Annotated in this window: 26 protein-coding genes, 2 tRNA genes and 1 riboswitch; of the genes, 13 read left to right on the top strand and 15 right to left on the bottom strand. The window is 65.8% G+C overall.

Features of this window, described 5'->3' with window-relative positions; translation table 11 throughout:
- Window positions 1–101 precede the first annotated feature (101 nt).
- A riboswitch (glycine riboswitch) is annotated at window positions 102–192 on the top strand.
- A 156-nt stretch (window positions 193–348) separates the two neighbouring features.
- The 3 genes from gcvT to gcvP are packed head-to-tail and all read left to right on the top strand — an operon-like array spanning window position 349 to window position 4,680.
- Complete coding sequence (gene gcvT / locus F8R15_RS00885; protein ID WP_152842937.1) at window positions 349–1,452, top strand: glycine cleavage system aminomethyltransferase GcvT; 1,104 nt, start codon at window positions 349–351, stop codon at window positions 1,450–1,452.
- A 22-nt stretch (window positions 1,453–1,474) separates the two neighbouring features.
- Complete coding sequence (gene gcvH / locus F8R15_RS00880; RefSeq protein WP_078599469.1) at window positions 1,475–1,834, top strand: glycine cleavage system protein GcvH; 360 nt, start codon at window positions 1,475–1,477, stop codon at window positions 1,832–1,834.
- 5 nt (window positions 1,835–1,839) lie between these two features.
- Window positions 1,840–4,680, top strand: a complete 2,841-nt coding sequence (gene gcvP, locus F8R15_RS00875) for an aminomethyl-transferring glycine dehydrogenase (protein WP_152842936.1) — start codon at window positions 1,840–1,842, stop codon at window positions 4,678–4,680.
- A 149-nt stretch (window positions 4,681–4,829) separates the two neighbouring features.
- Here gcvP and glpX read toward each other — a convergent pair whose 3' ends face one another.
- The 3 genes from glpX to F8R15_RS00860 form a co-directional block, all read right to left on the bottom strand.
- Window positions 4,830–5,795 carry a class II fructose-bisphosphatase gene (gene glpX / locus F8R15_RS00870; RefSeq protein WP_078519667.1) on the bottom strand — a complete coding sequence of 322 codons (966 nt, stop codon included), beginning with the start codon at window positions 5,793–5,795 and terminating at the stop codon, window positions 4,830–4,832.
- A gap of 281 nt (window positions 5,796–6,076) precedes the next feature.
- Window positions 6,077–7,378, bottom strand: coding sequence for a homoserine dehydrogenase (locus F8R15_RS00865; protein WP_152842935.1), 1,302 nt, complete (start codon window positions 7,376–7,378; stop codon window positions 6,077–6,079).
- Window positions 7,379–7,478: 100 nt separating this feature from the next.
- Window positions 7,479–7,682, bottom strand: coding sequence for a hypothetical protein (locus F8R15_RS00860; RefSeq protein ID WP_098410351.1), 204 nt, complete (start codon window positions 7,680–7,682; stop codon window positions 7,479–7,481).
- Window positions 7,683–7,796: 114 nt separating this feature from the next.
- Between F8R15_RS00860 and F8R15_RS00855 the strand changes: the two genes are divergently transcribed.
- Window positions 7,797–8,384, top strand: a complete 588-nt coding sequence (locus F8R15_RS00855; protein ID WP_078539730.1) for a TetR/AcrR family transcriptional regulator — start codon at window positions 7,797–7,799, stop codon at window positions 8,382–8,384.
- 36 nt (window positions 8,385–8,420) lie between these two features.
- Here the strand turns inward: F8R15_RS00855 and F8R15_RS00850 are convergent, their stop codons facing one another.
- Entirely contained in the window at window positions 8,421–8,903 is a 483-nt protein-coding gene (locus tag F8R15_RS00850; protein WP_152842934.1) for a hypothetical protein, read from the bottom strand.
- A 102-nt stretch (window positions 8,904–9,005) separates the two neighbouring features.
- The gene (gene hisA, locus F8R15_RS00845) at window positions 9,006–9,725 is read right to left on the bottom strand and encodes a 1-(5-phosphoribosyl)-5-[(5-phosphoribosylamino)methylideneamino]imidazole-4-carboxamide isomerase (protein WP_152842933.1); all 720 of its coding nucleotides are present in this window, start codon (window positions 9,723–9,725) and stop codon (window positions 9,006–9,008) included.
- A gap of 145 nt (window positions 9,726–9,870) precedes the next feature.
- Between hisA and F8R15_RS00840 the strand changes: the two genes are divergently transcribed.
- A complete protein-coding gene (locus F8R15_RS00840) occupies window positions 9,871–10,257 on the top strand; it encodes a DUF2147 domain-containing protein (RefSeq protein WP_152842932.1) in 387 nt (128 codons plus the stop codon).
- A 52-nt stretch (window positions 10,258–10,309) separates the two neighbouring features.
- Here the strand turns inward: F8R15_RS00840 and F8R15_RS00835 are convergent, their stop codons facing one another.
- The 6 genes from F8R15_RS00835 to purD all read right to left on the bottom strand — a co-directional run bounded on the left by F8R15_RS00835 (window position 10,310) and on the right by purD (window position 14,195).
- Window positions 10,310–10,975: an adenine nucleotide alpha hydrolase gene (locus F8R15_RS00835; RefSeq protein ID WP_172976135.1), complete on the bottom strand. Its 666-nt coding sequence runs from the start codon at window positions 10,973–10,975 to the stop codon at window positions 10,310–10,312.
- Complete coding sequence (gene hisH / locus F8R15_RS00830; RefSeq protein ID WP_152842930.1) at window positions 10,975–11,613, bottom strand: imidazole glycerol phosphate synthase subunit HisH; 639 nt, start codon at window positions 11,611–11,613, stop codon at window positions 10,975–10,977. The genes F8R15_RS00835 and hisH overlap by 1 nt, the downstream gene beginning before the upstream one ends.
- The gene (hisB, locus tag F8R15_RS00825; protein WP_152842929.1) at window positions 11,613–12,200 is read right to left on the bottom strand and encodes an imidazoleglycerol-phosphate dehydratase HisB; all 588 of its coding nucleotides are present in this window, start codon (window positions 12,198–12,200) and stop codon (window positions 11,613–11,615) included. The genes hisH and hisB overlap by 1 nt, the downstream gene beginning before the upstream one ends.
- 127 nt (window positions 12,201–12,327) lie before the next feature.
- Window positions 12,328–12,402, bottom strand: a tRNA-Gly gene (locus tag F8R15_RS00820).
- 22 nt (window positions 12,403–12,424) lie between these two features.
- A tRNA-Gly gene (locus F8R15_RS00815) sits at window positions 12,425–12,499 on the bottom strand.
- A 430-nt stretch (window positions 12,500–12,929) separates the two neighbouring features.
- Window positions 12,930–14,195 carry a phosphoribosylamine--glycine ligase gene (gene purD, locus F8R15_RS00810; protein ID WP_152842928.1) on the bottom strand — a complete coding sequence of 422 codons (1,266 nt, stop codon included), beginning with the start codon at window positions 14,193–14,195 and terminating at the stop codon, window positions 12,930–12,932.
- 93 nt (window positions 14,196–14,288) lie between these two features.
- Between purD and xseA the strand changes: the two genes are divergently transcribed.
- Complete coding sequence (gene xseA / locus F8R15_RS00805) at window positions 14,289–15,869, top strand: exodeoxyribonuclease VII large subunit (protein ID WP_152842927.1); 1,581 nt, start codon at window positions 14,289–14,291, stop codon at window positions 15,867–15,869.
- 3 nt (window positions 15,870–15,872) lie between these two features.
- Here the strand turns inward: xseA and F8R15_RS00800 are convergent, their stop codons facing one another.
- Together F8R15_RS00800 and F8R15_RS00795 are read right to left on the bottom strand one after the other, a co-directional pair.
- Entirely contained in the window at window positions 15,873–16,295 is a 423-nt protein-coding gene (locus F8R15_RS00800; protein ID WP_083079155.1) for a hypothetical protein, read from the bottom strand.
- 55 nt (window positions 16,296–16,350) lie between these two features.
- Window positions 16,351–17,544, bottom strand: a complete 1,194-nt coding sequence (locus F8R15_RS00795) for an alkane 1-monooxygenase (RefSeq protein ID WP_368730986.1) — start codon at window positions 17,542–17,544, stop codon at window positions 16,351–16,353.
- A gap of 122 nt (window positions 17,545–17,666) precedes the next feature.
- Here F8R15_RS00795 and F8R15_RS00790 point away from each other — a divergent pair, with 122 nt between their 5' ends.
- The 7 genes from F8R15_RS00790 to F8R15_RS00760 all read left to right on the top strand — a co-directional run bounded on the left by F8R15_RS00790 (window position 17,667) and on the right by F8R15_RS00760 (window position 24,271).
- On the top strand, window positions 17,667–18,305 hold the full coding sequence (locus F8R15_RS00790; protein WP_152842926.1) for a lysoplasmalogenase family protein: 639 nt from the start codon (window positions 17,667–17,669) through the stop codon (window positions 18,303–18,305).
- A gap of 55 nt (window positions 18,306–18,360) precedes the next feature.
- A complete protein-coding gene (gene ftsY / locus F8R15_RS00785) occupies window positions 18,361–19,647 on the top strand; it encodes a signal recognition particle-docking protein FtsY (protein WP_152842925.1) in 1,287 nt (428 codons plus the stop codon).
- Between the two features lie 180 nt (window positions 19,648–19,827).
- Window positions 19,828–20,730, top strand: a complete 903-nt coding sequence (locus F8R15_RS00780; RefSeq protein WP_152842924.1) for an EamA family transporter — start codon at window positions 19,828–19,830, stop codon at window positions 20,728–20,730.
- A 6-nt stretch (window positions 20,731–20,736) separates the two neighbouring features.
- Window positions 20,737–21,348, top strand: coding sequence for an inner membrane-spanning protein YciB (locus F8R15_RS00775; RefSeq protein ID WP_078519652.1), 612 nt, complete (start codon window positions 20,737–20,739; stop codon window positions 21,346–21,348).
- A gap of 66 nt (window positions 21,349–21,414) precedes the next feature.
- A complete protein-coding gene (gene xth, locus F8R15_RS00770) occupies window positions 21,415–22,224 on the top strand; it encodes an exodeoxyribonuclease III (RefSeq protein WP_152842923.1) in 810 nt (269 codons plus the stop codon).
- A gap of 76 nt (window positions 22,225–22,300) precedes the next feature.
- Window positions 22,301–22,867, top strand: a complete 567-nt coding sequence (locus F8R15_RS00765) for a peroxidase-related enzyme (RefSeq protein ID WP_078539717.1) — start codon at window positions 22,301–22,303, stop codon at window positions 22,865–22,867.
- Window positions 22,868–22,933: 66 nt separating this feature from the next.
- Window positions 22,934–24,271: an 8-oxoguanine deaminase gene (locus tag F8R15_RS00760; RefSeq protein WP_152842921.1), complete on the top strand. Its 1,338-nt coding sequence runs from the start codon at window positions 22,934–22,936 to the stop codon at window positions 24,269–24,271.
- On the opposite strand, the gene F8R15_RS00755 is transcribed toward F8R15_RS00760, so the two are convergent.
- Window positions 24,261–24,992, bottom strand: coding sequence for a hypothetical protein (locus F8R15_RS00755; protein ID WP_152842919.1), 732 nt, complete (start codon window positions 24,990–24,992; stop codon window positions 24,261–24,263). The two genes, F8R15_RS00760 and F8R15_RS00755, sit on opposite strands and share 11 nt — an antisense overlap.
- Window positions 24,989–26,272 (bottom strand): guanine deaminase, encoded by a 1,284-nt coding sequence (gene guaD, locus F8R15_RS00750; RefSeq protein ID WP_152842917.1) that lies wholly within the window; start codon window positions 26,270–26,272, stop codon window positions 24,989–24,991. Before guaD ends, F8R15_RS00755 begins: the two co-directional genes overlap by 4 nt.
- Window positions 26,273–26,403: the final 131 nt, after the last annotated feature.

Below are 26,403 nucleotides of genomic sequence, written 5' to 3'. Positions count from 1 at the left end.
GTTTGGGCAATTCGCGACCTCGTGAGGTCGTTTTCGGCGGCAAAGCGGCGGTTTTGGCGATTGGGGCTTGTCAGTTGCGCGGGGCCTCAGGTAATCGGGAGAAGTTGGATACGGGAGAATCCGGGGGAAACCTCGGTGCCGAAGGAGCAACCGCCCCGGTAAACTCTCAGGCAAAAGGACCGTGCCCGACGAAGGACTCTGGAGAGTGATGCGGCGCGCAATCGCGGCATCCGCCGAAGGGATAACGATCTCAGGCGTCTGCATGGCAGGCACGGACAGAGGGGGCATCGGGCGAGCCGGAAGGCTCATGAATCGATGCCGGATCATCCGGCTGAAGGGGAGGCCGCGATGAGCGAGTTGAAACGCACACCGCTATACGATCTGCATCTGGAACTGGGCGCCAAGATGGTGCCTTTCGCGGGCTACGAGATGCCCGTGCAATACCCGCTGGGCGTGATGAAGGAACATCTGCACACCCGCGCCAAGGCGGGGCTGTTCGATGTCAGCCACATGGGGCAGGTGATCGTGCCGGGCGAAGGCGCTGCCGAGGCGTTCGAGGCGCTGGTGCCGGTCAGCCTGATGGGGCTGAAAGAGGGCCGCCAGCGCTATGCGATGTTTACCGATGAGAATGGCGGCATTCTCGATGACCTGATGGTGGCGAACCGTGGCGATCATCTGTTCGTCGTGGTGAACGCGGCCTGCAAGGAAGACGACATTGCGCACATGCGGGCGCATCTGGAATCGGTCGAGGAACTCACCGACCGCGCGCTCTTGGCTCTGCAAGGGCCCGCCGCAGAGGGCGTGCTCGAGGCTCTGGTGCCCGGCACCGCCAAGATGCGCTTCATGGATGTGGGCGTCTATCACTGGAACGGGACGGAGCTTTGGATTTCGCGCTCGGGCTATACCGGTGAAGACGGCTACGAGATTTCCGTGCCTGCCGACCGCGCGGTGGAATTCGCCCGCAAACTGCTCGCCGATGAGGCGGTGGAGCCGATCGGTCTGGGCGCGCGCGACAGCCTTCGGCTCGAAGCGGGGCTTTGCCTCTACGGGCATGATATCGACACCACCACGACCCCGGTCGAGGGCAACATCGCCTGGGCGATCCAGAAGGTGCGTCGCAAGGGAGGCGAGCGCGAAGGCGGCTTCCCCGGCGCGGATCGCATCCTGAGCGAACTGGAAAACGGCCCGAGCCGCCTGCGCCTCGGCCTGCGCCCCGAGGGCCGCGCGCCGATGCGCGAGGGCGTCGAGATTTTCGCCGAGGCCGAGGGTGGCGATCCGATCGGGCGCGTGACCTCGGGCGGCTTTGGCCCCTCGATCGAAGCGCCTATGGCGATGGCCTATCTGCCCGCGGGCACCGAGGAAGGCACTACCGTCTATGGCGAGGTGCGCGGCAAACGTCTGCCCGCCAAGGTCGTGCCGATGCCCTTCCGCCCTGCCACTTACAAACGCTGAACAACCAATCGGGAGACGTTACATGAAATTCACCGAAGACCACGAATGGCTCAAAACTGAAGGCGACGTTGTGATCGTCGGCATCACCGAGCACGCTTCCGAGCAATTGGGCGATGTCGTTTTCGTCGAACTGCCCGATGTGGGCGACACGGTCGAGAAGGGCGACGAGATCTGCGTGATCGAGTCGGTCAAGGCCGCCTCCGACATCCTCGCGCCGCTGGGTGGCGAGATCGTCGAGATCAACGAGGATCTCGCCGACAATCCGGGCCTCGTGAACGAAGACCCGCTGGGCAAGGCGTGGTTCTTCAAGATGAAACTCGCCGACGCCTCCGCGCTCGACGGCTTCATGGACGAGGCCGCTTACAAAGACTTCATCGGGTAATATCCATGACCTTCACCCCCACGACTTACGACAGTTACGATTTCGCCAATCGCCGCCATATCGGACCCTCACCGGCCGAGATGGAGGAGATGCTCAAAGCCGTGGGGGCGCCGGACCTCGACGCGCTGATCGCCGAGACGGTGCCGAAAAGCATCCGTCAGGCCGAGCCGCTGGGCTGGGCGCCGCTGACCGAATACGGCCTCCTGCAGAAGATGCAGGACGTCGCCAAGAAGAACCGCGTGATGACCAGCCTGATCGGGCAGGGCTATTACGGCACGGTCACGCCGCCCGCGATCCAGCGCAATATCCTCGAGAACCCGGCCTGGTATACGGCCTACACGCCCTACCAGCCCGAGATTGCGCAGGGACGTCTTGAGGCGCTTCTGAACTTCCAGACGATGGTGTCGGACCTGACCGGCCTGCCGGTCGCCAATGCCTCGCTTCTGGACGAGGCGACGGCGGCGGCGGAAGCCATGGCGATGGCGCAGCGCGTGTCGAAGTCGAAGGCCACCGCCTTCTTCGTCGACGAGAACTGCCACCCGCAGACCATCGGCGTGATCCAGACCCGCGCCGAGCCGCTCGGGATCGAAGTGATCGTGGGCGCGCCCGAGATGCTGGAGGCCGAGAAGGTCTTCGGCGCGATTTTCCAATATCCGGGCACCTACGGCCATGTCCGCGACTTCACCGCCGAATGCGAGGCGCTCCATGCCGCGAAGGCCGTGGCCGTGGTTGCGACCGATCTTCTGGCGCTGTGCCTGCTCAAAGAGCCGGGCGCGATGGGCGCGGATATCGCCGTGGGCTCCGCGCAGCGCTTCGGCGTGCCGATGGGCTATGGCGGCCCGCATGCGGCCTTCATGTCCTCCACCGACAAGATGAAGCGCGCGATGCCGGGGCGGATCGTCGGTGTCTCCATCGACAGCCACGGCAACCGTGCTTATCGCCTGAGCCTGCAGACCCGCGAGCAGCATATCCGCCGCGAGAAGGCGACCTCGAATGTCTGCACCGCGCAGGCGCTTCTGGCCGTCATGGCGAGCTTCTATGCGGTCTTCCACGGCCCCGTCGGTCTGCGTGCGATCTCGGAACGGGTGCACCTGCTGACCGTGCAACTGGCCGAGGCGTTGAAAGCGGCAGGCGCTCTGGTGGAGCCTGCGAATTTCTACGACACGATCACCGTCGAGGTGGGCGTGGGCCAGCAGGGCATCCTCGCTGCCGCCCGTCATCGCGGGATCAACCTGCGCAAGGTGGGCCGCGACCGGGTCGGGATTTCGCTCGACGAGACCAGCGATCCGGGCGTGGTGGCCAAGGTGCTCGACGCGTTCGGGATCACCGAACCCGCCCCCGAGGCCACGCAACCGGCGGTGCCGGATGCGCTACTGCGCGAGAGCGACTACCTCACCCATCCGGTCTTCCACATGAATCGCGCCGAATCCGAGATGATGCGCTACATGCGTCGTCTCTCGGATCGTGACCTCGCGCTCGACCGTGCGATGATCCCGCTCGGGTCCTGCACGATGAAGCTCAACGCAGCCGCCGAGATGATGCCGCTCACCTGGCCGGAATTCGGCTCGCTGCACCCGTTCGTGCCGCTCGATCAGGCGCAGGGCTATGCAGAGATGATCGACGATCTGACCGCGAAGCTGTGCGAGATCACCGGCTATGACGCGTTCTCGATGCAGCCCAATTCGGGCGCGCAGGGGGAATATGCGGGGCTGCTGACCATCGCCGCCTATCACCGCGCCAATGGCGACGATCAGCGCGATGTCTGCCTGATCCCGATGTCGGCGCATGGCACGAACCCGGCTTCGGCGCATATGGCGGGGATGAAGGTCGTGGTGGTGAACTCGGCGCCAAACGGCGATGTGGATCTGGAGGATTTCGAGGCGAAGGCGGCAGAGGCAGGCGACAAGCTCGCGGCCTGCATGATCACCTATCCCTCGACCCATGGCGTCTTTGAGGAGACGGTGAAGCGCATCTGCGACATCACCCACGAATATGGCGGTCAGGTCTATCTCGACGGTGCGAACCTCAACGCGCTGGTGGGGCTGGTGAAGCCGGGGGAGATCGGCTCGGACGTCAGCCACCTCAACCTGCACAAGACCTTCGCGATCCCGCATGGTGGCGGCGGTCCTGGCATGGGGCCGATCGGCGTGAAGTCGCACCTCGCGCCCTTCCTGCCGGGCCATCCCGAGACCGGCGGAGACGAGGGGCCGGTGAGTGCCGCGCCTTATGGCTCGGCCTCGATCCTGCTGATCTCCTGGGCCTATATCCTGATGATGGGCGGGCCGGGCCTGACGCAGGCGACCCGCGTGGCGATCCTCGCTGCGAACTACATCGCCGCGAAGCTGAAAGAGGGCTACCCGATCCTCTTCATGGGCAACCGTGGCCGTGTCGCGCATGAATGCATCATCGACACGCGGCCCTTCGCGGAGGTGGGCGTGACGGTGGACGACATCGCCAAACGTCTGATGGATAACGGTTTCCACGCGCCCACGATGAGCTGGCCGGTCGCCGGCACGCTGATGGTGGAGCCCACCGAATCCGAGACTAAGGCCGAGATCGATCGCTTCATCACCGCGATGCTTTCGATCCGTGATGAAATCCGCGATATCGAGGCGGGCGAGATTACCCCCGAGGACAGCCCGCTGCGCCATGCGCCGCATACGGTGGAAGACCTCGTGGCCGATTGGGACCGGAAATACACCCGCGAACAGGGCTGTTTCCCGGCAGGCGCCTTCCGGGTCGACAAATACTGGCCGCCCGTGGGCCGGGTCGACAACGTCTTCGGCGACCGCAACCTGATCTGCACCTGTCCGCCGGTCGAGAGCTACGCCGACGCGGCGGAGTAACCGCCAGCCAGAATGAAGAAAGGCCGGAGCATCGCGCTCCGGCCTTTTCTCTTCCTCTTGGCAGAAATATCCCGCTGGGGGTCGTCGATTGGTGCGCCATTGGTTCGAGAACCAATCGGCGACGGGGCGCGGAGCCCCCCAGCGTCCAATCACTTCACCGGGTTGCGGTAGATCACGCGGCGCAGCGAGCCGGTTTTCGAGCGCATCAGCATCGTCTCGGATTCGATATAGGTCGGCTCGCGCTTCACGCCCTTCACGATGGACCCGTTGGTCACACCGGTCGCGGCGAAGATCACGTCCGAACGCACCATCTCGTCGCGCGTATAGACCTTGTCGAGATCGGTGATCCCGGCCTTCTTCGCACGGCCACGCTCGTCGTCGTTGCGGAACAACAGCTTGCCCCACATCTGGCCGCCCATGCATTTCAGCGCCGAGGCCGCCAGCACGCCCTCAGGCGCGCCGCCCGAGCCCATATACATGTCGATGCCGGTGAAATCCGGCTCGGCGCAGTGAATGACGCCCGCCACGTCGCCATCGGTGATCAGGCGGATTTTCGCACCGGTCTCGCGGACCTCGGCGATCATGTCCTCATGGCGCGGACGGTCGAGGATGCAGACCGCGATGTCCTTGGTCTCGACGCCTTGCGCCTTGGCCAGCGCCTGAACGCGCTCGGTCGGGGTCATGTCGAGCGAGACCACGTCCTTCTCGTAGCCCGGACCGATGGCCAGCTTGTCCATGTAGACGTCGGGCGCGTGCAGCATCGTGCCGCGCGGCGCCATCGCGATCACGGTCAGCGCGTTGGGCATGTCCTTCGCGGTCAGCGTGGTGCCTTCCAGCGGGTCGAGCGCGATATCCACTTCCGGGCCGACGCCCTGACCGACTTCCTCGCCGATATACAGCATCGGCGCCTCGTCGCGCTCGCCTTCCCCGATGACCACGGTGCCGCGGATTTCCAGCTTGTTGAGCTGATCGCGCATCGCGTTCACCGCCGCCTGGTCGGCAGCTTTCTCGTCGCCGCGACCGATCAGGTCGGCGGAGGCATGAGCAGCCGCTTCCGACACGCGGGCGAGGCCCAGCGAAAGCATGCGGTCGTTGAAATCACTCGGAGGGGTCATTTGGGTCTTCCTGTCTGCCTAGGCGTTACGGGCCGCGGACAGGTAAAGCCTGTGGGGGACCGAAGGGCAACCCCGTGAACGCTAACATGCAGGGCCCGCCCATGTTGCGGCGAAAAATGGCACGGATTGAGGGGCTTGTTGCCGCCGGCAGGCACGAAAATAAGCACGGTGACAACCGGCGCGATCGGGAGTCAAAGGCCCTGCGCGGGGCTTCCACGCGGCTCAGGTCCGATCAAAGGACGAGGGCGATACGCGGCGCGATAATTGTCGCCGCGCGTCTCTCAGACCTCTTCGATGCGGATCGCGATCGGCTCGCCCTCGACTACGCGGGTCGCGGGCAGGGCGTCGATCGCGGCGTCGATCGCGTCGCGGGTCGTCTTGTGGGTGACGATCAGCACCGGGGCCGAGGTGTCGGCATGGCCGTATTGGCGCATCCGGCTGATCGAGACGCCCGCCTCGCCCAGAACGGTCGCGACCTTCGCCAGCGCGCCGGGTTTGTCCGACAGTTGCAGGCGCAGGTAATAGGGCGCCGGGATCGCGGTGACGGCCGGGGTGGGGGCCTCGAGCTTGTCTGCGGGCTGGCCGAAGACCGGCAGCCGCAACCCGCGTGCGAGGTCCATCACGTCGCCCATCACGGCGCTCGCGGTCGGGCCTTCGCCCGCACCCGCGCCACGCAGCACGATCTGGCCGACCGAGTCGCCTTCCAGCACCGTCATGTTGGTGCCGCCGGTCAGCTGACCCAGCGGCGAGGTGGCGGGCACGAGGCACGGCGTCATCCGCTGCTCCAGCCCGCGGCCGGTCATCTGCGCGACGCCCAGAAGCTTGATCTTGTAGCCCATATCGCCCGCGCGGCGGATATCGTCGATCGAGATGCGCCCGATCCCTTCCAGCGTCACGTGGTCGAAAGCGAGCTGAGTGCCGAAAGCGATTGAGGCGAGGATGGCGAGCTTGTGGCCCGCGTCGATCCCGCCCACGTCGAGGTTCGGATCAGCCTCGAGATAGCCAAGCGCGCGTGCCTCTTCGAACACCGTGTCATAGGGCAGGCCCGCATCTTCCATCCGCGTCAGGATGTAGTTGCAGGTGCCGTTCATCACGCCCATCACGCGGCGGATGCCGTTGCCGGCAAGCCCTTCGGTCAGCGTCTTGATGACCGGGATGCCGCCCGCGACAGCGGCCTCGTAGCGGATCGTGCGGCCGAGGCTTTCGGCGAGTTCCGCCAGCGCCTGACCGTGATGCGCGAGCAACGCCTTGTTCGCGGTCACCACGTCCTTGCCCGCTTTCAGCGCGGCTTCGGTCGCGTCTTTCGCGGGGCCTTCATGGCCGCCCATCAGTTCGACGAAGACGTCGATGTCGTCGCGCTGCGCGAGCGTCACCGCATCGTCTTCCCATGCATAGCTCGACAGGTCCGCATCGCGGTTTTTAGTGCGGTCGCGGGCCGAGACGGCGGTGATTTCGACCGGACGGCCCGCGCGGGCTGCCAGCAGATCTGCATGGCGTTGTACGATCTTCACCACACCGATGCCCACGGTGCCGAGACCCGCGATGCCAAGACGCAAGGGTGCGGTATCTGAGACGGCGGACATAGGGACCTCATTAGAGAAACTGGGTGGTTTGCGCCCTGTTAGCGGGAAAGCGCAGGCAGGGCAACGCGGCGTGCGGCTTCAACCGCTCTATGGCGTGATTTTATTGGCTGCGCATCGCGTCTGCGCGGGTGCGCAACGCATCGGCGCGCGCCTCCAGCTCGGGGGCCGGGTCGGGGGTGAGGGGCTGATCGGTCAGGATCTCGTCCATCGGCAGCAGCGTCGGATAGCCCTCCATCGACTGTTTCGAACAGGCGGCGAGCGAGGCCAGCAAGGCAAACAGGGCGATCAGGGCAGGGGCGCGCATGGTTTCTCCTCTCGGGACAGGGGCAAACTATTGCGCGCGCGGCCCCATTGCCAGTGCCGATTGCGCCGCAAATCGGGTTTGATAATGAACGCCCGTTCAGTTAGCGTCGGTATCATGGCACGCAAGACTGGCTCCCATTCCGAGATTACCGGCCCGAAGATCCGCGCCGAGGCGCAAAGGCTCTTTGCGCGGCACGGCTTTGCCGCTGTCTCGATGCGCCAGATCGCCGGTGCGGTGGGGGTCCAGGCGGGCGCGCTCTACCTCTATACGCCCGACAAAGAGGCGCTGCTGTTCGATCTGCTCAAGACCCACATGGACGAGCTGATCGCCGCGTGGCACGCCGAGCCCGGCGGCGGCGATGCCCATGCGCGGCTGGAGCGTTTCGTGCGCTTCCACATTCGCTTCAACCTCGAGCGGGCGGAGGCGGTGTTCCTCAGCTACATGGAGCTGCGCAACCTCAGCCCGGAGAATTTCGCGGTGATCGAAGGGCTGCGCAAGACCTACGAGACCGAGCTGGAAGCGATCCTGAAGGCGGGGCAGGACGAGGGCGTGTTCCTGATCCCCGATACCAAGCTTGCGACGATGGCGATCATCGCGATGCTGACGGGCGTGAATACATGGTTCCGCGAGGGCGGGCGTCTGAGCCGCGCTACCGTGGCCGATATCTACTGGGATATGGTGCGTAAGTCGGTGGGCGCTTGAGCTAAGGAAAAGGGCGGCTTGAGCCGCCCTTGATCGTCAGTTCAGGTTCGTTGTTGAGCCGATGACGGCTTCATTGGCCGGCGGAGGCGGCGCTGTGGGCGCTTTCGGCCGATCGAATTGCAGGCTGTGAATGCCGCCGAAGCCTTCCCAGCCGCCTTGGAAGAAGAGATCGCCGCCGACGGTCCAATGCTCGCCCATCAGCCCGCCCGTGCCGAACCAGCCGCGGCTGCCGTAGCCCATGCCCAGTTCCGCCATGGCGTTGTCCTGTCCGGCGACGCCGGTCAGCTTGATTTTGCCTTGCACCGGCCCCGGACCGATGCCGAGATGCAATGACAGCTTCGCGCCGTTGATGTCGCCATCCGGATCGAGGTCGTAATTCATCGCGCCGAACACACCTTCAAGGCCGCTCGCGCCCGGGCCGAAGGTCCAGTTCAGACCCACAAAGCCCTTGGTATCATTCGCCATGGCCGCGCTTGCGAGGCAAGCGGTCACCGCGGCAATCGTCATCATGCGTTTCATGGCACCCTCCACACTTGGTGTTAACGCTGGGTTAACCCTCACGCGGAAATTCACATGGCGCAATGATTTGTGTCACTTGCGGTGGATTTCCTCAGCGCTGTGTCAGGCGCGCAGCGCGGCCAGCGCCTCGGTCAGATCGAGCGCGCCGTCATAGATCGCGCGCCCCGAGATCGCGCCCGCGATCACGCCCGTGTCGCGCAGGGCAATCAGGTCGGGCAAGGACGACACGCCACCGCTCGCGATGACCGGGATTTCGACCGCGCGGGCCAGTGCCTCGGTCGCGGCGATATTCGGCCCGCCCATCGCGCCGTCGCGCATGATGTCGGTGTAGATGATCGCGGCGACGCCTGCGTCCTCGAAGGACTTCGCCAGATCGGTGACCATCACATCGGTCTCTTCCGCCCAGCCCTTGGTCGCGACTTTGCCGTTACGCGCGTCGATCCCGACGGCCACCTGACCGGGGAAGGCTTTCGCCGCCTCGCGCACAAGATCGGGGTTCTCGACCGCGACGGTGCCGAGGATCACCCGCGCCAGACCCTTTTCCAGCCAACGCTCGATCGTCGCCATGTCGCGGATGCCGCCGCCCAGCTGTGCGGGCACCTTGATGCGCGACAGGATCGCCTCGACGGCGGCGGCGTTCACCGGCTCCCCCGCGAAGGCACCGTTGAGGTCCACCAGATGCACCCATTCGCAACCCGCCGCCTCGAATTTGGCCGCCTGCGCCGCCGGGTCGTCGCCGAAGACCGTGGCCTTGTCCATCTCGCCATGCAGCAGACGCACGCATTGGCCATCCTTGAGGTCGATTGCGGGGTAGAGGATCATCTGTGGGCACTCCTGAACTGTCGCGATGCCTCTTGCCACGGGTTCGCGGATTTTCCAAGCCTGACGCGGACGTCACGTCAGTCTTGCCGGGAATCGCTCTTGTATGGCCTGATGCGGCCAGCAGGCAAAAGGGAGGAGATTTGCCATGAAGACTTTGATGATCGCCGCAGCGACCCTGGCACTGGGCGCAGGCGCGGCGCTTGCCGACCCGATCGAGGGCACCTGGAAAACGCAGCCCGATGACGGCGCCTATGCCTATGTGGACATCGCGCCCTGCGGGTCGAAGTTCTGCGGCACCATCGTGAAGACCTTCAAGGATGGCGGCGAATACAAGTCGGAGAACCTCGGCAAGCAGCTCGTGATCGGGATGGAGCCGAAGGGCAACAACAAATACCAGGGCAAGGTCTGGCGCCCGTCCAACAACAAGATCTACCTCGGCAAGGTCACCGTGAACGGCAACGCGATGGCGCTGGCCGGTTGCGTGGCGGGCGGCCTGTTCTGCAAGTCGCAGGACTGGCAGCGCGTGAAGTGATGTATTCCCCGGCCCCTGCGATGACGCGGCGGGCCGGGATTTCTCGCCGGGCTTACTCGGGGATCAGGTCTGCGTAGGCAAAGCCGTCGCGCATCACCGTCTCGCCCACCCGCACCGGGATCGGCGCGTCGAAGGTCGGGCCCGCGCTGACGGCGGTGTGAAACTCGCCATTCTCGCCGCAGGGATCGACGCCTTCGGGCAGATCGGCCAGCAGGCCTTCATCGAACTGCCGCCCCGCGAAGCTGGGGTCGAGCTTGCTCGGATCCACCGTCACCAGATGGGTCACGAACCCCGCCGCGATCATCTCGCGCGCGAGCTGATCCGTGGGGCGCTGCCAGAGCGGGAAGAGCGCCTCGACGCCCAGCGGTTTCAGCTTCTCGATCCGGTAATCGCGCACGTCTTCGAGGAAGAGATCGCCGAAGACCATCGTCTCGACGCCAAGCGCCTTCACCTGATCCATGGCAGAGGCCATCCGCGCCTCGTAATCCTCGTTCGAGCAGGGCCAGGGCAGCGGCACCTCGATCAGCGGCAGGCCCACGGCCTTCGCCTGACGGCGCAGCAGCTCATTGCGCGTGCCGTGCATCGCGACCCGGTCGAAAGCCTCGTTGGTCGTGGACAGCAGCGCCACGACATCCGCGTGACCTTCCGTGCGGCAAGCATGGAGCGCCATCGCGCAATCCTTGCCCGAGGACCACGACAGAACCGCCTTGGGCGCCATCAGGGTTTCCAGCCGAGGAAGTTCGCGATCAGCCGCAAACCGGTGGCCTGAGATTTCTCCGGGTGAAACTGGGTGCCGACGATATTGTCGCGGCCCACGATCGCGGTGATCTCGGCGCCATATTCGGCATAGGCCAGACGGTGTTCGGGCTCGGCTACGTTGAAGTGGTAGCTATGCACGAAATAGGCGTGATCGCCGGTGTTGATGCCTTTCAGCACCGGGTGATTGTAGCCGACCACCAGATCGTTCCAGCCCATATGCGGGACCTTCATCGACGGATCGGAAGGCTCGATCTTCACCACTTCTCCGGGGATCCAGCCGAACCCCTCGGTCTCGCGGAACTCGAGCCCGCGCGTCGCCAGCATCTGCATGCCGATGCAGATCCCGAGGAAGGGGCGGCCTTTCACGATCACCGCCTCTTCGATCGCCTGCGCCAGCCCCTCGAAGCGATAGAGCGCCGCGCTGCAGGACGGAAACGCCCCGTCGCCCGGCAGCACGATCCGATCGGCGCGCGCGACGACGTCGGGCTCCGAGGTCACGACGATCGTGCCGTGGCCGGTCTCGTTCGCCATGCGCTGAAACGCCTTCTCGGCCGAGTGCAGGTTGCCCGAATCGTAATCGACAAGTGCCGTGAGCATCAAAGTGCCCCTTTGGTCGAAGGCAGCACGCCGCCCATACGCGGATCGGTCTCGACCGCCATGCGTAGGGCGCGGGCGACCGATTTGAACGCGGCTTCGGCAATGTGGTGGCTGTTGAAGCCATGCACGCGGTCGATATGCAGCGTGATCCCGCCATGGGTGGCGAGCGCCTGGAAGAACTCGCGCACCAGCTCGGTGTCGAACGTGCCGATCTTCGGCGAGGGCATGTCGCAATTCCACACGAAGAACGGGCGCGCGGACAGGTCCAGCGCGCATTGCACCTGCGTGTCATCCATCGCCAGCGCGAAATGGCCGTAGCGGCGGATGCCGCGCTTGTCGCCGAGCGCCTGCACCAGCGCCTGACCCAGCGCGATCCCGGTGTCCTCGACCGTGTGGTGGTCGTCGATATGCAGGTCGCCCTTCGCGCGCACGGTCATGTCGATCAGCGAATGCCGCGCGAGCTGGTCGAGCATGTGGTCGAAGAAGCCCACGCCCGTCTTGTTATCGAATTGACCGGTGCCATCGAGATCGATCTCGACGCTGATCTCGGTCTCGGCGGTCTTGCGGCTGATGGTGGCTTTGCGCATTGGGCGCCTCCTTGAAACTCACCGCCTTATAGGCCGGGGCAGGGGGCGCGCTCAAGCGGGGGCATGTCGATTGACGGGCAGTGGGGCGGAAAAACAAAAGCCTCCCCGAAGGGAGGCTTTTTTGTATTGGAGCGGGCGAGGCGATTCGAACGCCCGACCCTAACCTTGGCAAGGTTATGCTCTACCCCTGAGCTACGCCCGCATCCTTGGGTATTTGACCGAACTGGAGCGGGCGAGGCGATTCGAACGCCCGACCCTAACCTTGGCAAGGTTATGCTCTACCCCTGAGCTACGCCCGCGCCGGTTCGGTGGAGGCGGATTTAGGGGATAGCGGCGTAGGCTGCAAGAGGAAATTTTGCGCGAAGAGGAATTTTCCTGCCTGACGTTTCGGCAGGCGGCGCCGAGCCGCGTTGCAAGCACCTAGCGACGCAAGAGGACAGCGAGCCGGCGATCTTGGGACGCGCCAAGCGAGGGGGCTCTGCCCCCGCTGGCTGTGCCAGCCCCCCGGGATATTTGACCCAAGCCGAAAACGAAAAATACCCGACTCGATCCGCAGAAGGGCGGGCGAGCCGGGCACGTTCGTCTTGGGCGGTCATCGGCGTCCCCGCCTGTTCCGCGAATCCTTGATAACGTGAGCGTAGTTAATGTTCCGTTGCGCCCGTTCGGCTTGGTGGAAATATCCCGGGGGGCTCGCGGAACGCGAGCGGGGGCTGCGCCCCCTGCCACGCCTCAGCTCAGCGCGCGCCAGCCGATATCGCGGCGACAGAAGCCTTCGGGCCAGTCGATCGCGTCGACCATTTCATAGGCCCGATCGCGCGCTTCCTGCAGGCTCTCGCCGCGGGCGGTGACGTTGAGAACGCGGCCGCCGCTTGCGACGACGTGTCCGTCTTTCTCAGAGGTGCCCGCGTGGAAGACCATGCGCGAGCCGTCTTCGGGTAGCGCGTCGAGCCCGCCGATCACCGAGCCTTTTTCATAGGCGCCGGGATAGCCCTGCGCGGCCATCACCACCGTCATCGCGTGATCGGGGGCCCATTGCGCCTGCACCTCGTTCAGCCGCCCTTCGGCGCAGGCCAGCAGCAGGTCGAGCGCCTGTGCGCCGAGCCGCAGCATCAGCACCTGACATTCGGGATCGCCGAAGCGCACGTTGTATTCCACGAGCCGCGGCTGGCCATCCTTGATCATCAGCCCGGCATAGAGCACGCCCTGGAACGGGGTGCCGCGCTTGGCCATCTCGGCGACGGTGGGGCGGACGATTTCGTCCATCGCCTTCGCCTCGATCTCGGGGCTCAGGATCGGGGCGGGGGAATAGGCCCCCATGCCGCCGGTGTTCGGGCCGGTATCGCCTTCGCCGACGCGCTTGTGATCCTGCGCACCGCCCACGGCGAGCACGTTCTCGCCATCGCACAGCACGAAGAGCGAGGCTTCCTCGCCCTCCATGAATTCCTCGATCACGACTTCCGCGCCTGCGCTGCCGAACGCGCCGCCGAAAATCTCGTCGATGCCATTGAACGCCTCATCGAGCGTCATCGCGACGATCACGCCCTTTCCGGCGGCCAGCCCGTCAGCCTTCACTACGATCGGGGCGCCCTGTTCGCGGACATAGCCCTTCGCGCCTTCCGCGCTGGTGAAGCGGGCATAGGCTGCCGTGGGCGCGTTGCAGGCGTCGCAAATCTCTTTCGTGAAGGCTTTCGAGGCTTCCAGCTTCGCGGCCTCCGCCGAGGGGCCGAAGGTCAGGATGTTCTGCGCTCGCAGCGCATCGGCCACGCCCGCGGCGAGCGGCGCTTCCGGCCCGATCACCACGAAATCGACCGCGTTGGCTTCGCAGAGTTCCAGCGCCGCCGCCGCATCGTTCGGATCGATCGCCGCGCAATCGGCGATCTGCGCGATCCCGGCATTGCCCGGGGCCACGATCAGCCGGTCGCATTTCGGATTTTGCTTGATCGCCCAAGCCAGCGCATGTTCGCGCCCGCCGCCGCCCAGAACCAGAATGTTCATCGCTCGCCCCCTTGGCCTTCGCTTTCCCGCCTTCTAAGCTGCGCGAAACTCTGAGGCAAGGCGCCCCGGACCAACGCTCAAGCAGGCAGGCATATGGACCTTCTCGACGACGAAAGCGGCTCGAACGCGCATGACTACACCGTCTCCGAGATTTCGGGGGCGGTGAAGCGGGTGATCGAGGGCGAATTCGGCCGCGTCCGGGTGCGTGGCGAAGTGGGCCGTGTGTCGATGCCGCGCTCGGGCCATATGTATTTCGACCTCAAGGACGACCGCTCGGTGATCGCCGCCGTCAGCTGGAAGGGGCAGGTGGCGAAGATGCAGGTCCGCCCCGAGGAGGGGATGGAGGTCATCGCCACGGGCCGGATGACGACTTTCGCGGGCCAGTCGAAATATCAGCTGATCGTCGACAATGTCGAACCGGCGGGCGCGGGCGCGCTGATGGCGATGCTGGAGGCGCGCCGCAAGGCGCTGGCCGCCGAGGGGCTGTTCGACGCGGGCCGCAAGAAACCGATTCCGTGGCTGCCGCAGGTGATCGGCGTGGTGACCTCGCCCTCGGGCGCGGTGATCCGCGACATTCTGCACAGGCTCGCCGACCGCTTCCCGCGCCATGTGCTGATCTGGCCGGTGGCGGTGCAGGGGCAGGCCTGTGCGCCGGAAGTGGCGCGCGCGGTGCGGGGCTTCAACGCGCTGGCGCCGGGCGGGGAGATCCCGCGCCCCGATCTGATCATCGTCGCACGCGGCGGCGGCTCGATCGAAGACCTCTGGGGCTTCAACGAAGAAGCCGTGGTCCGCGCCGTGGCCGAAAGCGACATCCCGGTGATCTCAGCCGTGGGCCACGAGACCGATACGACCCTCGTCGATCACGCCGCCGACCGGCGTGCGCCCACGCCCACGGCGGCTGCGGAAATGGCGGTGCCGGTGCGCGCCGAACTGGCCGCTTGGCTGTCGGAGGCGCAGACGCGGATGATGCGGGCGGCGCGCGGGCGGCTCGATCAGCGCGGCCAGCGGCTGCGCGATCTGGCGCGCGGGCTGGGCCGTCCCGAGGCGCTGACGCAACCGGCGCGGCAAAGCTTCGATCTCTGGGCCGAGCGGCTGGGGCCTGCGCTGCGCACGCTGGTGCTGCGCAAGAATACACGTTTCGCGCCGCTGGCCGCGCAAATCTCGCCGAACCTGCTGCGGCGCTTCATTCGGGATCGCTCGCGCGAGATCGAGGGGCTGTCGGCGCGGTTGGCGCCGGCACCTGCGGCGCGGATGCGGCGCGCGGGTCAGGATCACACGCAGCTTGCGCGGCGGCTGGATGCGGCGCGGGTGCGGATGATCGGCGATGCGCAGCGGCGCAACCGCGACGGCGCCGAGCGGCTGGCGGGGCTGGAAGCCCGGCTCGAGCGCTCCTTTCCCGCACGGATCGAGGCGCAGCGCGAACGGCTCGAGCGGCTCGACCGGATGCGCCAGACGCTGGGCTATACCGAGACGCTCAAGCGCGGCTATGCGGTGGTGCGCGGCCCCGATGGCGTGGTGACCTCGCAGGCAGCGGCGGAGAAACAGCCCGGTCTTGAGATCGAGTTCGCCGATGGCAAGCTCGCTGTCATCCCGGGCGGGGGCGGCAGCGCGGCCCCGCCGAAGCCGAAGAAGAAAAAGCCCGATCCCGGTCCGTCTCAGGGCAGTCTGTTCTGAGGCTTACACGCCGACGTCGGGGCCCTGACAGACCAGCGGATCCTGGCTTTCCGACAGGCTCACCAGCGGTTCCTGCGAGGGATCGCCCTTGAACTGTGCGAGCAGCCCCTGCGCCGTGTCGTAGAAGGTCCAGCATTGCAGCGGCGCATATTCGCCGTAATCGAAGCAGATATACTGCCCGTCCTGATACCAGTCGCCTTCCTTGCACTCGCTTTCGGTGAAGGCCCAGATCACCTTGTGGCCGGGCTTGTATTGCTCGGAGCCGTAGGGTTGGCCGAAGACCGAATAGGTGATTGTGCGTCCGACGGTCCGCTGATCGAATTGCTCCGCATTGAGCGGTGGGCCGAGCGGATCGGCGGCACGCGCAAGCGTCGGCATCAGAGCCAAGGCCGCAAGGGATAAAGTCAGGATCGGGTTCGGGCGCATGGGGGAGGCTCCGGCAAGGTCTTTCACCCAACCTGCCAGATCGCAGACCGCTTGCCTAGCGCGCGCTCGCCCCTTCGGTGCCGACTGGCTGCGCTTTGCCCAATGCCTTCACGCGCTTGTCCATGACCTTGCGCCAGAGCGGCGGGAACAGCGCCAGCGCCGCCATCGCGGGCAGGCTACGCGGCAGAACGGGCCGCCGCGGTTCGGTCAGATCGCCAAGCCGCAGCGCCGGGTATTCCCGCGCCGGATGCGCGTGGTGATCCGAATGGCGCGGCGCGTTGAGCATCCACAGCGAGGTGATCGGCGCGGGCGCATCCCAGCTGTGATGCGCATCGACCGGATCGAAGCTGCCATCGCCGCGACGCTTGCGCGACAGACCGTAATGCTGGACGTAATCGGCGAGCAGGATCTGCACCTGCGCATAGGCGCAGAGCATCAGGTAAGCCACCACGCCCTCCGCCCCGAAGAGCATCCCGAACAGCACCGCGAACCACAGTCCACCCAGCAGATAGGACGGGTAGGGGCCGAGCCGCGCGATCCTCGCCTTGATCCGCGCGCTCAGCGGCGCTTTCGGATCGATCGCGGGCAGACGGGCGAAGCGGTTGCGCTCCATCTCGTAGCCGCCGACGAAGCTGCCGATCCAGGCTCGCGGCGCAAACGACCAGAACCCCTCGCCAAGCTGCGCGGAATTCGGATCGTCCGGCGTCGCGACGAAGCGGTGATGGACGAGCCGATGCGCCGAGGTGTGATGCCCGAAGAGCAGCGAGATATAGACCCATTTCCCCAGCAGAAAGAGCCGTTTGTCCGAGCGATGGATCATCTCATGCGCATTGGAATTCGATACCTGCCCGAAGAATAGCCCGAAGGCCAGCCAGACCGCGATCCAGCTTGGCCCCTCCAGCAGCGTATGCCCCGACATCGCCGCTACGCCGAGCACGAGCAGCACGAAATGCACCACCGCCAATGTCGTCGAGAGCGCATCCGCTGCCGGAAATTCCGAGCCTTCCGGTGCATCGGGAGAGGGATGCTTCAGCGCCTCATCCAGGATAAAGATGCACAGCCCGATCCAGACCAGTGCCGCCCAGGCCGCGATCCCGCCGAAGACGCCCGCCACCAGCAGAAGCGGCACCGGCAGAAGCGTCACGACCGCGAAACTGTCGACCCCGGGGATCTCGCGCGACCGCCGCAGCAGATTTGCAATTGCTCCGCTCAGGCGGCGCTTGCGTGAAGGGTCTTTGCCTTGGGTCACGTGCTGCGGGTCCGCTTCGCTCACTCTCAATAGTGCAATGGTTTTGCGCTATTCTTTCGCCAATTTCGACCCTTTTATGACCCCGCTTGCGGCAGCCGGGCTTTTCTGCGCGAGATGTGGCCATGATGTCCGCAGCCCCGATCAGTCTCCTCATCGCCGCCGTCTTCGCGCTGATTTACCTCGCGCGCCATGCAGGCGCTGGGGAAAGCGGCGCGAAAACCCTTGTGAAGACCGCCTCCGTCGTGGCGCTGATTCCGATGGCGGCGGCCATGGGCGCGCCGCTTGCGATCCTCGCGGGCCTCGCGCTCGGGGCGGCGGGCGATTTCGCCCTGTCGCGCCCCGGTCAACGGGCCTTCCTGATCGGCATGGCGGCCTTCGCGGCGGGGCATCTGGCCTATCTTCTGGGGTTTCTCGACATCGGCGCGCGGCCCTCCGCCTGGACCATCCCGCTCATCGCCCTGGGGCTGTCGGCGGAGTTCTGGCTGCTGCCGCGCACGGGCGGGCTGTGCTGGCCGGTGCGCAGCTACATCTGGATCATCGTGGCGATGGCGGCGGTGGCGATGGGCCTGCCTGCGGGCTATCTGATGGTGATCGTGGGCAGCCTCGCCTTCGTCCTCTCTGACCTGATCCTCGCGCTGGAGATGTTCGTGCTGCGCGACGCGGGCCGCAAACAGCTGGCGGCGCGCGCGCTCTGGGTGCTCTACTGGGGCGGTCAGGCCTTGATCGGCTGGGGCGCGGGATCGGGTTTTGCCGGGGGATAAGCCTTCCATCCGGGCCTGCGATGAACTAGGTGGAGCGTAAGGAAAGGCCTGATCCATGTCGTTTTTCAAAAAGCTCAAATCGCGTCTGACGCGTTCCTCCTCGAAGCTCGAGCAGGGCCTCGAGGATATCGTCGCCGAGAATGCGGCCAGTGAAGACGAGGTCGCGGAGACGCCGGAACCTTCCGCGCCCGCGACGCCCGCAGAGACCTCCCCCGAGGCCGCGCCGCAGACCCGCGCCGAACCCGCCCCGGAACCTGAGCCCGAGGCAGAGCCGGAACCCGAACCCGAGCCGCCGCACAGCGAGACGATCAACCTCCCTGATCCGACGCCGCCAGCGCCCGGCTATGTGCCCGCGCCGGTGACCGAACCGGTCGAGGAGGAGCACGCGCAGATCGCCAAGGCGCCGCTCGACGTCGAGCCCGCGCCCGAACGTCCCAGCCCCGAGCCGAAGAAGCCCAGCCTTCTGGGCCGCATCTTCGGCGGTGGCGAGGCGAAAGTGGCCGAGCCGCGCCGCGTCCTCGATGACGAGATGCTCGAAAGCCTCGAAGAGCTGCTGATCGCTTCCGACATGGGCGTGGACACCGCGCTGCGCGTCTCGGCGAACCTCGCCGAGGGGCGGATGGGCCGCAAGCTCTCGGTCTCCGAGATCAAGGGGCTGCTGGCCCAAGAGGTCGCCCGGATCATGGAACCGGTCGCGAAACCGCTGCCGCTTTACCCGAAAAAACCGCAGGTCGTGCTGGTGGTGGGCGTCAACGGCTCGGGCAAGACCACGACGATCGGTAAGCTCGCCTCGCAATTCCGCGCCGCCGGCAAGCAGGTGGTGATCGCCGCGGGCGACACGTTCCGCGCAGCTGCGGTCGAGCAGCTTCAGGTCTGGGGCGATCGCGCCGGCGTGCCGGTGCTGACAGCGCCTGAAGGTTCGGACCCGGCCTCGCTCGCCTATGATGCGATGAAGAAGGCCGAGGCCGAAGGTGCGGACCTTCTGATGATCGACACGGCGGGCCGGTTGCAGAACCGCGCCGACCTGATGGAAGAACTGGCCAAGATCGTCCGCGTGATCCGCAAGGTCGACGAGACCGCGCCGCATAACACGCTTCTCGTGCTCGATGCGACGACGGGGCAGAACGCGCTGCAGCAGGTCGATGTGTTCCGCAAGATCTCGAACGTGTCGGGCCTGGTGATGACCAAGCTCGACGGTACCGCGAAGGGCGGCGTTCTGGTGGCGCTGGCCGACAAGTTCGGCCTGCCGATCCACGCGATCGGGGTGGGTGAACAGCTCGACGATCTGGCGCCTTTCGATCCGGAGGAATTCGCACAAGCCCTCGTCGGTCTCGAAGACTGAGGTCGAGAAGGGGGGCACTGCCCCCCGCGCTTGCGCGCGCCCCCCGGGATATTTGTGCAAGAACGAAGAGAGGGATGCGCCTTTCCTCTTCCCCTTGGTCGAAATATCCCGGGGGTGAATGGCCCCTGAGGCCAGAGGGGGCAGCGCCCCCTTGCCGCCGACATCACGAAGGACTTCCCCTTGAGCGACTGGATCATCTCCGTCTCGGGCACCGAGACCGGCAAGCACCTCGCGCTGAGCCTCGCTCTGCTCGCCGCCTTTCTTCACGCGCTGTTCGGGGCGCTACAGAAGGGGCGGCACGATCCGTGGCTCAGCCGCGCCGCGATCGATGCGAGCTACGGGATCATCGCGGCCCCCTTCGCGCTCTTCGTCGTGCCGTGGCCCGAGCCCTTCATGTGGCCGATCTTCGTGGGCGTCTTCTTCATCCATGTCGCCTACAAACTCTTGCAGGCGGCCTGCTACCAGCGCGGAGCCTATACGGTGGTCTATCCGGTGGTGCGCGGCACCGGACCGCTTTTCGCGGTGATCGGGGCGGGGTTCATCTTCGGTGAGCATTTCACGATCGGCCAATGGGCCGGGGTGGCGACGCTTCTGGCGGGCATATACGGGCTAGCGCTTTACAATCTGCGCAATGTGACGGTCGATCGCGACACGATGGTGCCCGCCCTGATGCTGGCCGTGGCGACCGGCGCTTTCGTCGCGCTCTACACCACCTATGACGCCTATGGCATCCGCGCGACCGCCGATCCGTTCACCTTCCTTGCGTGGTTCTTCTTCATCGACGGCTGGTTCATGCCGATCTTCACCGCGCGGCGCTGGACGAAGCTGCCGAGTTCGGAAATGGTGCCGCTCATCAAGAGGGGTGTTATCGGCGCGATTGTTGCTTATTTCTCCTTTGGCTCGATCATGTTGGCGACACGGCTCGACAAGGTGGGCGAGGCGGCGGTGCTGCGCGAGACGTCTACGGTCTTCGCAGCGCTTATCGGCTGGCTCGTGCTGGGCGAGAAAGTGGGGCCGCGGCGCACGGCTCTGATGGCGCTGATCGCGGCAGGGGCCGTGATCGTTGAGATAGCAGGCAGGTAAAGGCAGATGGCAGAGAAAAAGATTTCCCCCTGGGTGAAAGCGGCGCTCGACTGGGGGCCGCTCATCGTGTTCTTCGTCGCCTTCAACCGGCTCAAGGACGGCACCTACACGATCCTCGGCACCGACTATTCGGGCTTCGTCGTGGCCACCGCGCTGTTCATCCCGCTGATCGCGGCGACGACGCTGATTCTGTGGCTGCTGACCGGCAAGCTCTCGGCGATGCAGATCGCGACGCTCGTGCTGGTGGCGATCTTTGGCGGGCTGTCGGTCTGGCTGAACGATCCGACCTTCTTCAAGATGAAGCCCACGATCATCTATCTGCTGTTTGCGGGCATCCTCGGGGCCGGATTGCTGCGCGGCAAGGCCTGGCTGCAACTGGTGATGAACGAGGCGATGCCGATGGCGCATGAGGGCTGGATGATCCTGACCAAGCGCTTCGTCTGGCTGTTTCTGGGCCTTGCCGTGGCCAATGAGATCGTCTGGCGCACGATGTCGGACGCGCATTGGGTCGATTTCAAGACCTTCGGTCTGCCGATCATCATGATCGCCTTCATCATGTCGCAAGCGAAGCTGTTCGAGCGTCACGGGATCGACACGGAGGAAAGCGAGGAGGGCTAACTCCGCCCTGTCCGCGCCCGCCGCGATCCGTTACACCTTTCGCGACTGCCAACCCCGGAGCCGCTCATGAAAATCGCCACCTTCAACATCAACGGCATCAAGGCGCGCCATCAGGCGCTGGTCGATTGGCTGAAGGAGGCCGAGCCCGACGTGGCTTTGCTGCAGGAGATCAAGTCGGTTGACGAGGGTTTCCCGCGCGAGCTCTTCGAAGAGCTGGGCTATTCGGTCGAGACGCACGGCCAGAAAAGCTTCAACGGCGTCGCTATCCTCTCGAAGCTGCCTCTGGAGGATGTGACGCGCGGCTTGCCCGGCGATGAGAGCGACGAACAGGCGCGCTGGATCGAGGCCACCGTGGTCGGCGACAAGGGCGCGGTGCGGCTCTGTGGTCTCTATCTGCCCAATGGCAACCCGGTGGAGCTGGACGATGCAGGCCAGCCCGTCGAGGGCGGCAAATACGCCTACAAGCTGTCATGGATGGCCCGGATGAAGGCGCGCGCGGAAGAGCTGCTGGCGCTGGAAGAGCCCTTCGTGATGGCGGGCGATTACAACATCATTCCGCAGGACGAGGATGCCGCGAAACCCGAGGCGTGGCGCGGTGATGCGCTGGCGCTGCCGCAAAGCCGCGAAGCCTTCCGCCGTATCCTCAATCTCGGTTTCACCGAGGCGTTCCGCGCCCGCGTGCAAGGGCCGGGGCATTACTCGTTCTGGGATTATCAGGCGGGTGCCTGGCAGAAGAATAACGGCATCCGGATCGACCATCTGCTGCTAAGCCCGCAGGCGGCGGATCTGCTGCGCGATGTCGGCATCGACAAGGAAATCCGCGGCCGTGACAAGCCCTCGGACCACGTGCCGGTGTGGATCACGCTCGACCTCTGAGCGCGATTGCCGCAACGTCATTTCCTCGGCCCCGTCGCAGCTGTGCATAGTGGCGGCGGAAGAGAGGAGACCCCACATGCAAGACAAGATCAGCCGGCATCCGGTGCCGAAACTCGCCGACATGCCCGAGGATATCCGCACGCGGATCGAGGCGGTGCAGGAGAAGGCCGGGTTCATCCCGAACATCTTCCTCGCGCTGGCGCACCGGCCCGACGAGTGTCGCGCCTTCTTCGCCTATCATGACGCGCTGATGGAGAAGCCCGGCAACCTGACGATCGCCGAGCGCGAGATGATCGTGGTGGCGACCTCGGCGGCCAATGAGTGCCAGTATTGCGTGATCGCGCATGGGGCGATCCTGCGCATCCGCGCCAAGAACCCTCTGATCGCCGATCAGGTCGCGGTGAATTACCGCAAGTCCGAGATCACGCCGCGCCAGCGCGCGATGCTCGATTTCGCAATGAAGGTGAGCCTGCGCGCGCAGGAGGTCGAGGAGGCCGATTACGAAGCGCTGCGCGCCCACGGGTTCACCGATGACGATATCTGGGACATCGGCGCGATCACCGCGTTTTTCGGCCTGTCGAACCGCTTGGTGAACATGGCTGCGATCCCGCCGAACCCCGAGTTCTACGCGATGGGGCGCTGAGCGCCTCTGGTCTTCGCCCATCCGCGCGGTCTAGGCTCTGGCGAAACCAGCCAATAGGAGCGCGCGATGGGCGAGATCTTGATCCGGGGCGCCGAGGTGATCGTCACGATGGACGGCACCCGGCGCGAGCTGAAGGGCGCGGATCTGCTGCTGCGCGACGGGCAGATTGCGGCCGTCGGGCCGGGGCTGGAAAGCCCGGGCGAGGTGGTCGAGGCCAAGGGCTGCGTCGTCACGCCGGGCCTCGTGAACACCCATCATCACCTCTACCAGACGCTGACCCGTGCGGTGCCGGGCGGCCAGGACGCGCTGCTATTTGGCTGGCTGCAGACGCTCTACCCGATCTGGGCGAAGATGGGCCCCGAGGAGATCCGCGTCTCGGCGCAGGTGGGGCTGGCGGAGCTGGCGCTCACCGGCTGCACCACCAGTTCCGATCATCTGTATATGTATCCGAATGGCGCGCGGCTGGAGGATACGATCCACGCCGCCGCCGAGCTGGGCCTGCGCTTCCACCCCACGCGCGGCGCGATGAGCATCGGCGAGAGCGATGGCGGGTTGCCACCCGATAGTCTGGTGGAGCGCGAGGACGCGATCCTGAACGACTGTATCCGGGTCGTCGACGCGTTCCACGATGCAAGCGAGGGCTCGATGTGCCGGGTAGGGATCGCGCCGTGCTCGCCCTTCTCGGTCTCGCGCGAATTGATGCGCGATGCGGCCCTGCTGGCGCGCGACAAGGGCGTGATGCTGCACACCCATCTGGCCGAGAATGACGAGGATATCTCCTATTCCCTCGAACAGTTCGGCTGTCGGCCGGGGCAGTATGCGGAAGATCTGGGCTGGACCGGCGACGATGTCTGGCACGCGCATTGCGTGAAGTTGGACGCGGGCGAGATCGACCTGTTCGCGCGCACGAAGACGGGCGTTGCGCATTGTCCGTGCTCGAACTGCCGTCTGGGGTCGGGCATCGCGCCGGTGCGGCAGATGCGCGATGCGGGGGTGAAGGTGGCGCTTGGCGTCGATGGCTCGGCCTCGAATGATGCAGGCTCTCTGATCGGCGAGGCGCGCATGGCGGTGCTGCTGCAGCGGGTGCAAAACGGCGCCGACGCGATGGCCGCGCGCGAGGCGCTGGAGATCGCGACTTTGGGCGGGGCGCAGGTGTTGGGCCGTCCCGATTGCGGCGTGCTCGCGCCCGGAAAGCGCGCGGATGTGGCGATCTGGGATGTCTCGGGGCTGGAGGCGGCAGGCGCATGGGATCCGGTCGCGGCGCTGGTGCTGTGCGGGCCGCCCAAGGTGAAGCATCTCTTCGTCGAGGGTCGTCAGGTGGTGCGCGATGGGCAGGTGGTGACGATCGACCTGCCGCGGGTGATCGAGACGCAGAACCGTCTCGCGGCACGACTTATGGGCTGAATTTCGCGCGCCGCACGGCACCGGCTGTGCTCGCGATCCGCAGCAGGCGGCGTCGGTCGCCTGCAAGGGCGGCCTCCATCAGCCCCGATAGCCCGCCGCGCGCCTTCAGATGCGGCCCGAGGTCGGAATGGCCGAGATCGGGGAAGATCAGGTGGTCGACATTCGAGGCACGCGGGAAAGGCATCGCCTGATCCAGGTCGTCATGCGCGCCGTGGCACAGGATCGTCCAGCAGGGCGCGGGCGGGAGCGGCGTGATCTCGCGGGCGAAGGTCGCGATCTGTCCCGTCCACTCGCTCCAGCGCGTCTCCCCCGGCACGACGCCCGGTTTGACCGAGACTTGGGGCGACAGCGCGAGCACCACATCGATCGGGATCACCTCAGCCGCGACCAGCGCCGAGACCGCGCCCATCGAAAGGCCAATGGCGGCGATGCGGGTGACGGGGCGGCGGCGCGTCACCTCTGCCAAGGCGGCACGCAGGGCAGGGGCGAAACCCGGATCGTTTGCCCAGCTGCGGCTTTCGTCGCTGATGAACAACGCTCGGCGCGGGAAGCCGGGCGTGCCGCGCCCCGTGGCAGTGGCGACGAATTCCGGTGCGGGCGGGCGGCTGGAGTCATGGCCGATCGAGGCGAAGGAGATCACCAGATCACTGCCCGCACCGTCTAGGAAATCGACCGTGAAAGGCGCGCGGGCGTAGATTCTCTCGAAGGCCGGATCGCTCAATGCAGCCGCTTGCCGGCGACCCAGGTGCCCGCGATCGCGCGGTCGTCGCCCATCATGATCGTGGGGAAGATCGCCTCCCAGATATCCTCCGCCCGCGCTGCGCGTTGCGAAATGGCAGGCGTCGAGGCGAGGTCGACCGCGATGAAATCCGCCTCCATTCCCGGCGCCAGCGCACCGATCTTGTCGCCCATCCGCATCGACTGGGCCGAGCCTTGCGTGGCCAGCCACCAAAGCTGCGCGGGGTGCAGCGGCTGATGCGTCAGCTGCCCGATCTCATAGGCGGCGGCCATCGTGCGCAGCATCGAGAAGCTCGACCCGCCGCCGGTATCGGTGGCCAGCCCGATTTGCTGCCCCTCGGCCAGACGCGTCGGCCAGTCGAACAGCCCCGAGCCGATGAACGTGTTCGACGTCGGGCAATGGATCAGCGCCGCGCCGACCTCCTTGATCCGGTCGGCCTCGCGCGGTTCCAGATGGATCGCGTGGCCGTAAAGCGCGTTCTCGCCCAGCAGGCCATAAGTCTCGTAAGTGTCGAGATAGTCGCGCGCGGTGGGATATAGCTCGCGCACCCAAGCGATCTCGTCCACCTGCTCGCTCAGATGGGTTTGCATCAGGCAATCGGGATGCTCCGCCCAGAGCGCGCCTAGGGCGCAAAGCTGATCCGCCGACGAGGTGGGCGAGAAGCGCGGCGTGATGACATAGCTCAGCCGGCCAGTCCCGTGCCACTTCTGCAAGAGGACGCGGCTGTCGTCATAGGCCGATTGCGGGGTGTCGCGCAAAGCCTCGGGGGCGTGGCGATCCATGCAGGTCTTGCCCGCCGCGGCGCGCATCCCGCGCGCCTTGGCGGCGGTGAAGAAGGCTTCGACGCTGGCGGGATGGATCGTGCAATAGCTGCACATCGACGTCGTGCCGTTCATCAGCGCCAGATCGAGATAGCGGGTCGCGATCTCCTCGGCATGGGCGGGATCGGCGAAGGAAATCTCCTCGGGGAAAGTATAGGTGTTGAGCCAGTCGATCAGCCGCTTACCCCAGCTCGCGACGATCGCGGTCTGCGGGTAATGCACATGCGCATCGACGAAACCGGGTGACAGGAGATGATCGCCATGATCGATGATCTCGGCCTGCGGATGGGTCTCGCGCAGATCGTCGGCCTCGCCCACGGCGGCGATCATACCGCCGTCGATCAGCATACCGCCGCGGCGCCGGTGCGAGACTGCCTCCGGCCCTTCGACAAGCGCGTCGCCACGGTATTCCAGAACCTGCCCAAGGTGCAGTTCAGCCATCATTCTCTCCTGTCCGACGCGCCATGCTAGGGCGGGGCGGGGCGAAGGTAAATCTCTGCCGTCGCGGCGCTTCTTTTTCGCCATCGCCCCCCTGTCCATCTGCGAGAAAACAGCTATGTTTCACGCGCGAT

Origin of the sequence: Thioclava sp. JE_KL1 (assembly GCF_009296265.1) — a bacterium.
In the GTDB taxonomy this organism is placed as follows: Bacteria; Pseudomonadota; Alphaproteobacteria; order Rhodobacterales; family Rhodobacteraceae; genus Thioclava.
The sequence above is the reverse complement of the archived record's forward strand: the minus strand, read 5'-3'. Positions and strand labels throughout refer to the sequence as shown.

What these genes read in the sequence shown, in the direction of transcription:
- F8R15_RS00800 (WP_083079155.1), bottom strand. Translation starts at nt 16,295, where the DNA reads ATGCGCCCGAACCCGATCCTGACTTTATCCCTTGCGGCCTTGGCTCTG.
- F8R15_RS00765 (WP_078539717.1), top strand. Translation starts at nt 22,301, where the DNA reads ATGCAAGACAAGATCAGCCGGCATCCGGTGCCGAAACTCGCCGACATG.
- ftsY (WP_152842925.1), top strand. Translation starts at nt 18,361, where the DNA reads ATGTCGTTTTTCAAAAAGCTCAAATCGCGTCTGACGCGTTCCTCCTCG.
- xseA (WP_152842927.1), top strand. Translation starts at nt 14,289, where the DNA reads ATGGACCTTCTCGACGACGAAAGCGGCTCGAACGCGCATGACTACACC.
- hisH (WP_152842930.1), bottom strand. Translation starts at nt 11,613, where the DNA reads ATGCTCACGGCACTTGTCGATTACGATTCGGGCAACCTGCACTCGGCC.
- xth (WP_152842923.1), top strand. Translation starts at nt 21,415, where the DNA reads ATGAAAATCGCCACCTTCAACATCAACGGCATCAAGGCGCGCCATCAG.
- F8R15_RS00840 (WP_152842932.1), top strand. Translation starts at nt 9,871, where the DNA reads ATGAAGACTTTGATGATCGCCGCAGCGACCCTGGCACTGGGCGCAGGC.
- F8R15_RS00835 (WP_172976135.1), bottom strand. Translation starts at nt 10,975, where the DNA reads ATGGCGCCCAAGGCGGTTCTGTCGTGGTCCTCGGGCAAGGATTGCGCG.
- F8R15_RS00760 (WP_152842921.1), top strand. Translation starts at nt 22,934, where the DNA reads ATGGGCGAGATCTTGATCCGGGGCGCCGAGGTGATCGTCACGATGGAC.
- guaD (WP_152842917.1), bottom strand. Translation starts at nt 26,272, where the DNA reads ATGGCTGAACTGCACCTTGGGCAGGTTCTGGAATACCGTGGCGACGCG.
- F8R15_RS00860 (WP_098410351.1), bottom strand. Translation starts at nt 7,682, where the DNA reads ATGCGCGCCCCTGCCCTGATCGCCCTGTTTGCCTTGCTGGCCTCGCTC.
- F8R15_RS00790 (WP_152842926.1), top strand. Translation starts at nt 17,667, where the DNA reads ATGATGTCCGCAGCCCCGATCAGTCTCCTCATCGCCGCCGTCTTCGCG.
- F8R15_RS00850 (WP_152842934.1), bottom strand. Translation starts at nt 8,903, where the DNA reads ATGAAACGCATGATGACGATTGCCGCGGTGACCGCTTGCCTCGCAAGC.
- gcvT (WP_152842937.1), top strand. Translation starts at nt 349, where the DNA reads ATGAGCGAGTTGAAACGCACACCGCTATACGATCTGCATCTGGAACTG.
- glpX (WP_078519667.1), bottom strand. Translation starts at nt 5,795, where the DNA reads ATGACCCCTCCGAGTGATTTCAACGACCGCATGCTTTCGCTGGGCCTC.
- gcvP (WP_152842936.1), top strand. Translation starts at nt 1,840, where the DNA reads ATGACCTTCACCCCCACGACTTACGACAGTTACGATTTCGCCAATCGC.
- F8R15_RS00775 (WP_078519652.1), top strand. Translation starts at nt 20,737, where the DNA reads ATGGCAGAGAAAAAGATTTCCCCCTGGGTGAAAGCGGCGCTCGACTGG.
- purD (WP_152842928.1), bottom strand. Translation starts at nt 14,195, where the DNA reads ATGAACATTCTGGTTCTGGGCGGCGGCGGGCGCGAACATGCGCTGGCT.
- gcvH (WP_078599469.1), top strand. Translation starts at nt 1,475, where the DNA reads ATGAAATTCACCGAAGACCACGAATGGCTCAAAACTGAAGGCGACGTT.
- F8R15_RS00865 (WP_152842935.1), bottom strand. Translation starts at nt 7,378, where the DNA reads ATGTCCGCCGTCTCAGATACCGCACCCTTGCGTCTTGGCATCGCGGGT.
- F8R15_RS00855 (WP_078539730.1), top strand. Translation starts at nt 7,797, where the DNA reads ATGGCACGCAAGACTGGCTCCCATTCCGAGATTACCGGCCCGAAGATC.
- hisB (WP_152842929.1), bottom strand. Translation starts at nt 12,200, where the DNA reads ATGCGCAAAGCCACCATCAGCCGCAAGACCGCCGAGACCGAGATCAGC.
- hisA (WP_152842933.1), bottom strand. Translation starts at nt 9,725, where the DNA reads ATGATCCTCTACCCCGCAATCGACCTCAAGGATGGCCAATGCGTGCGT.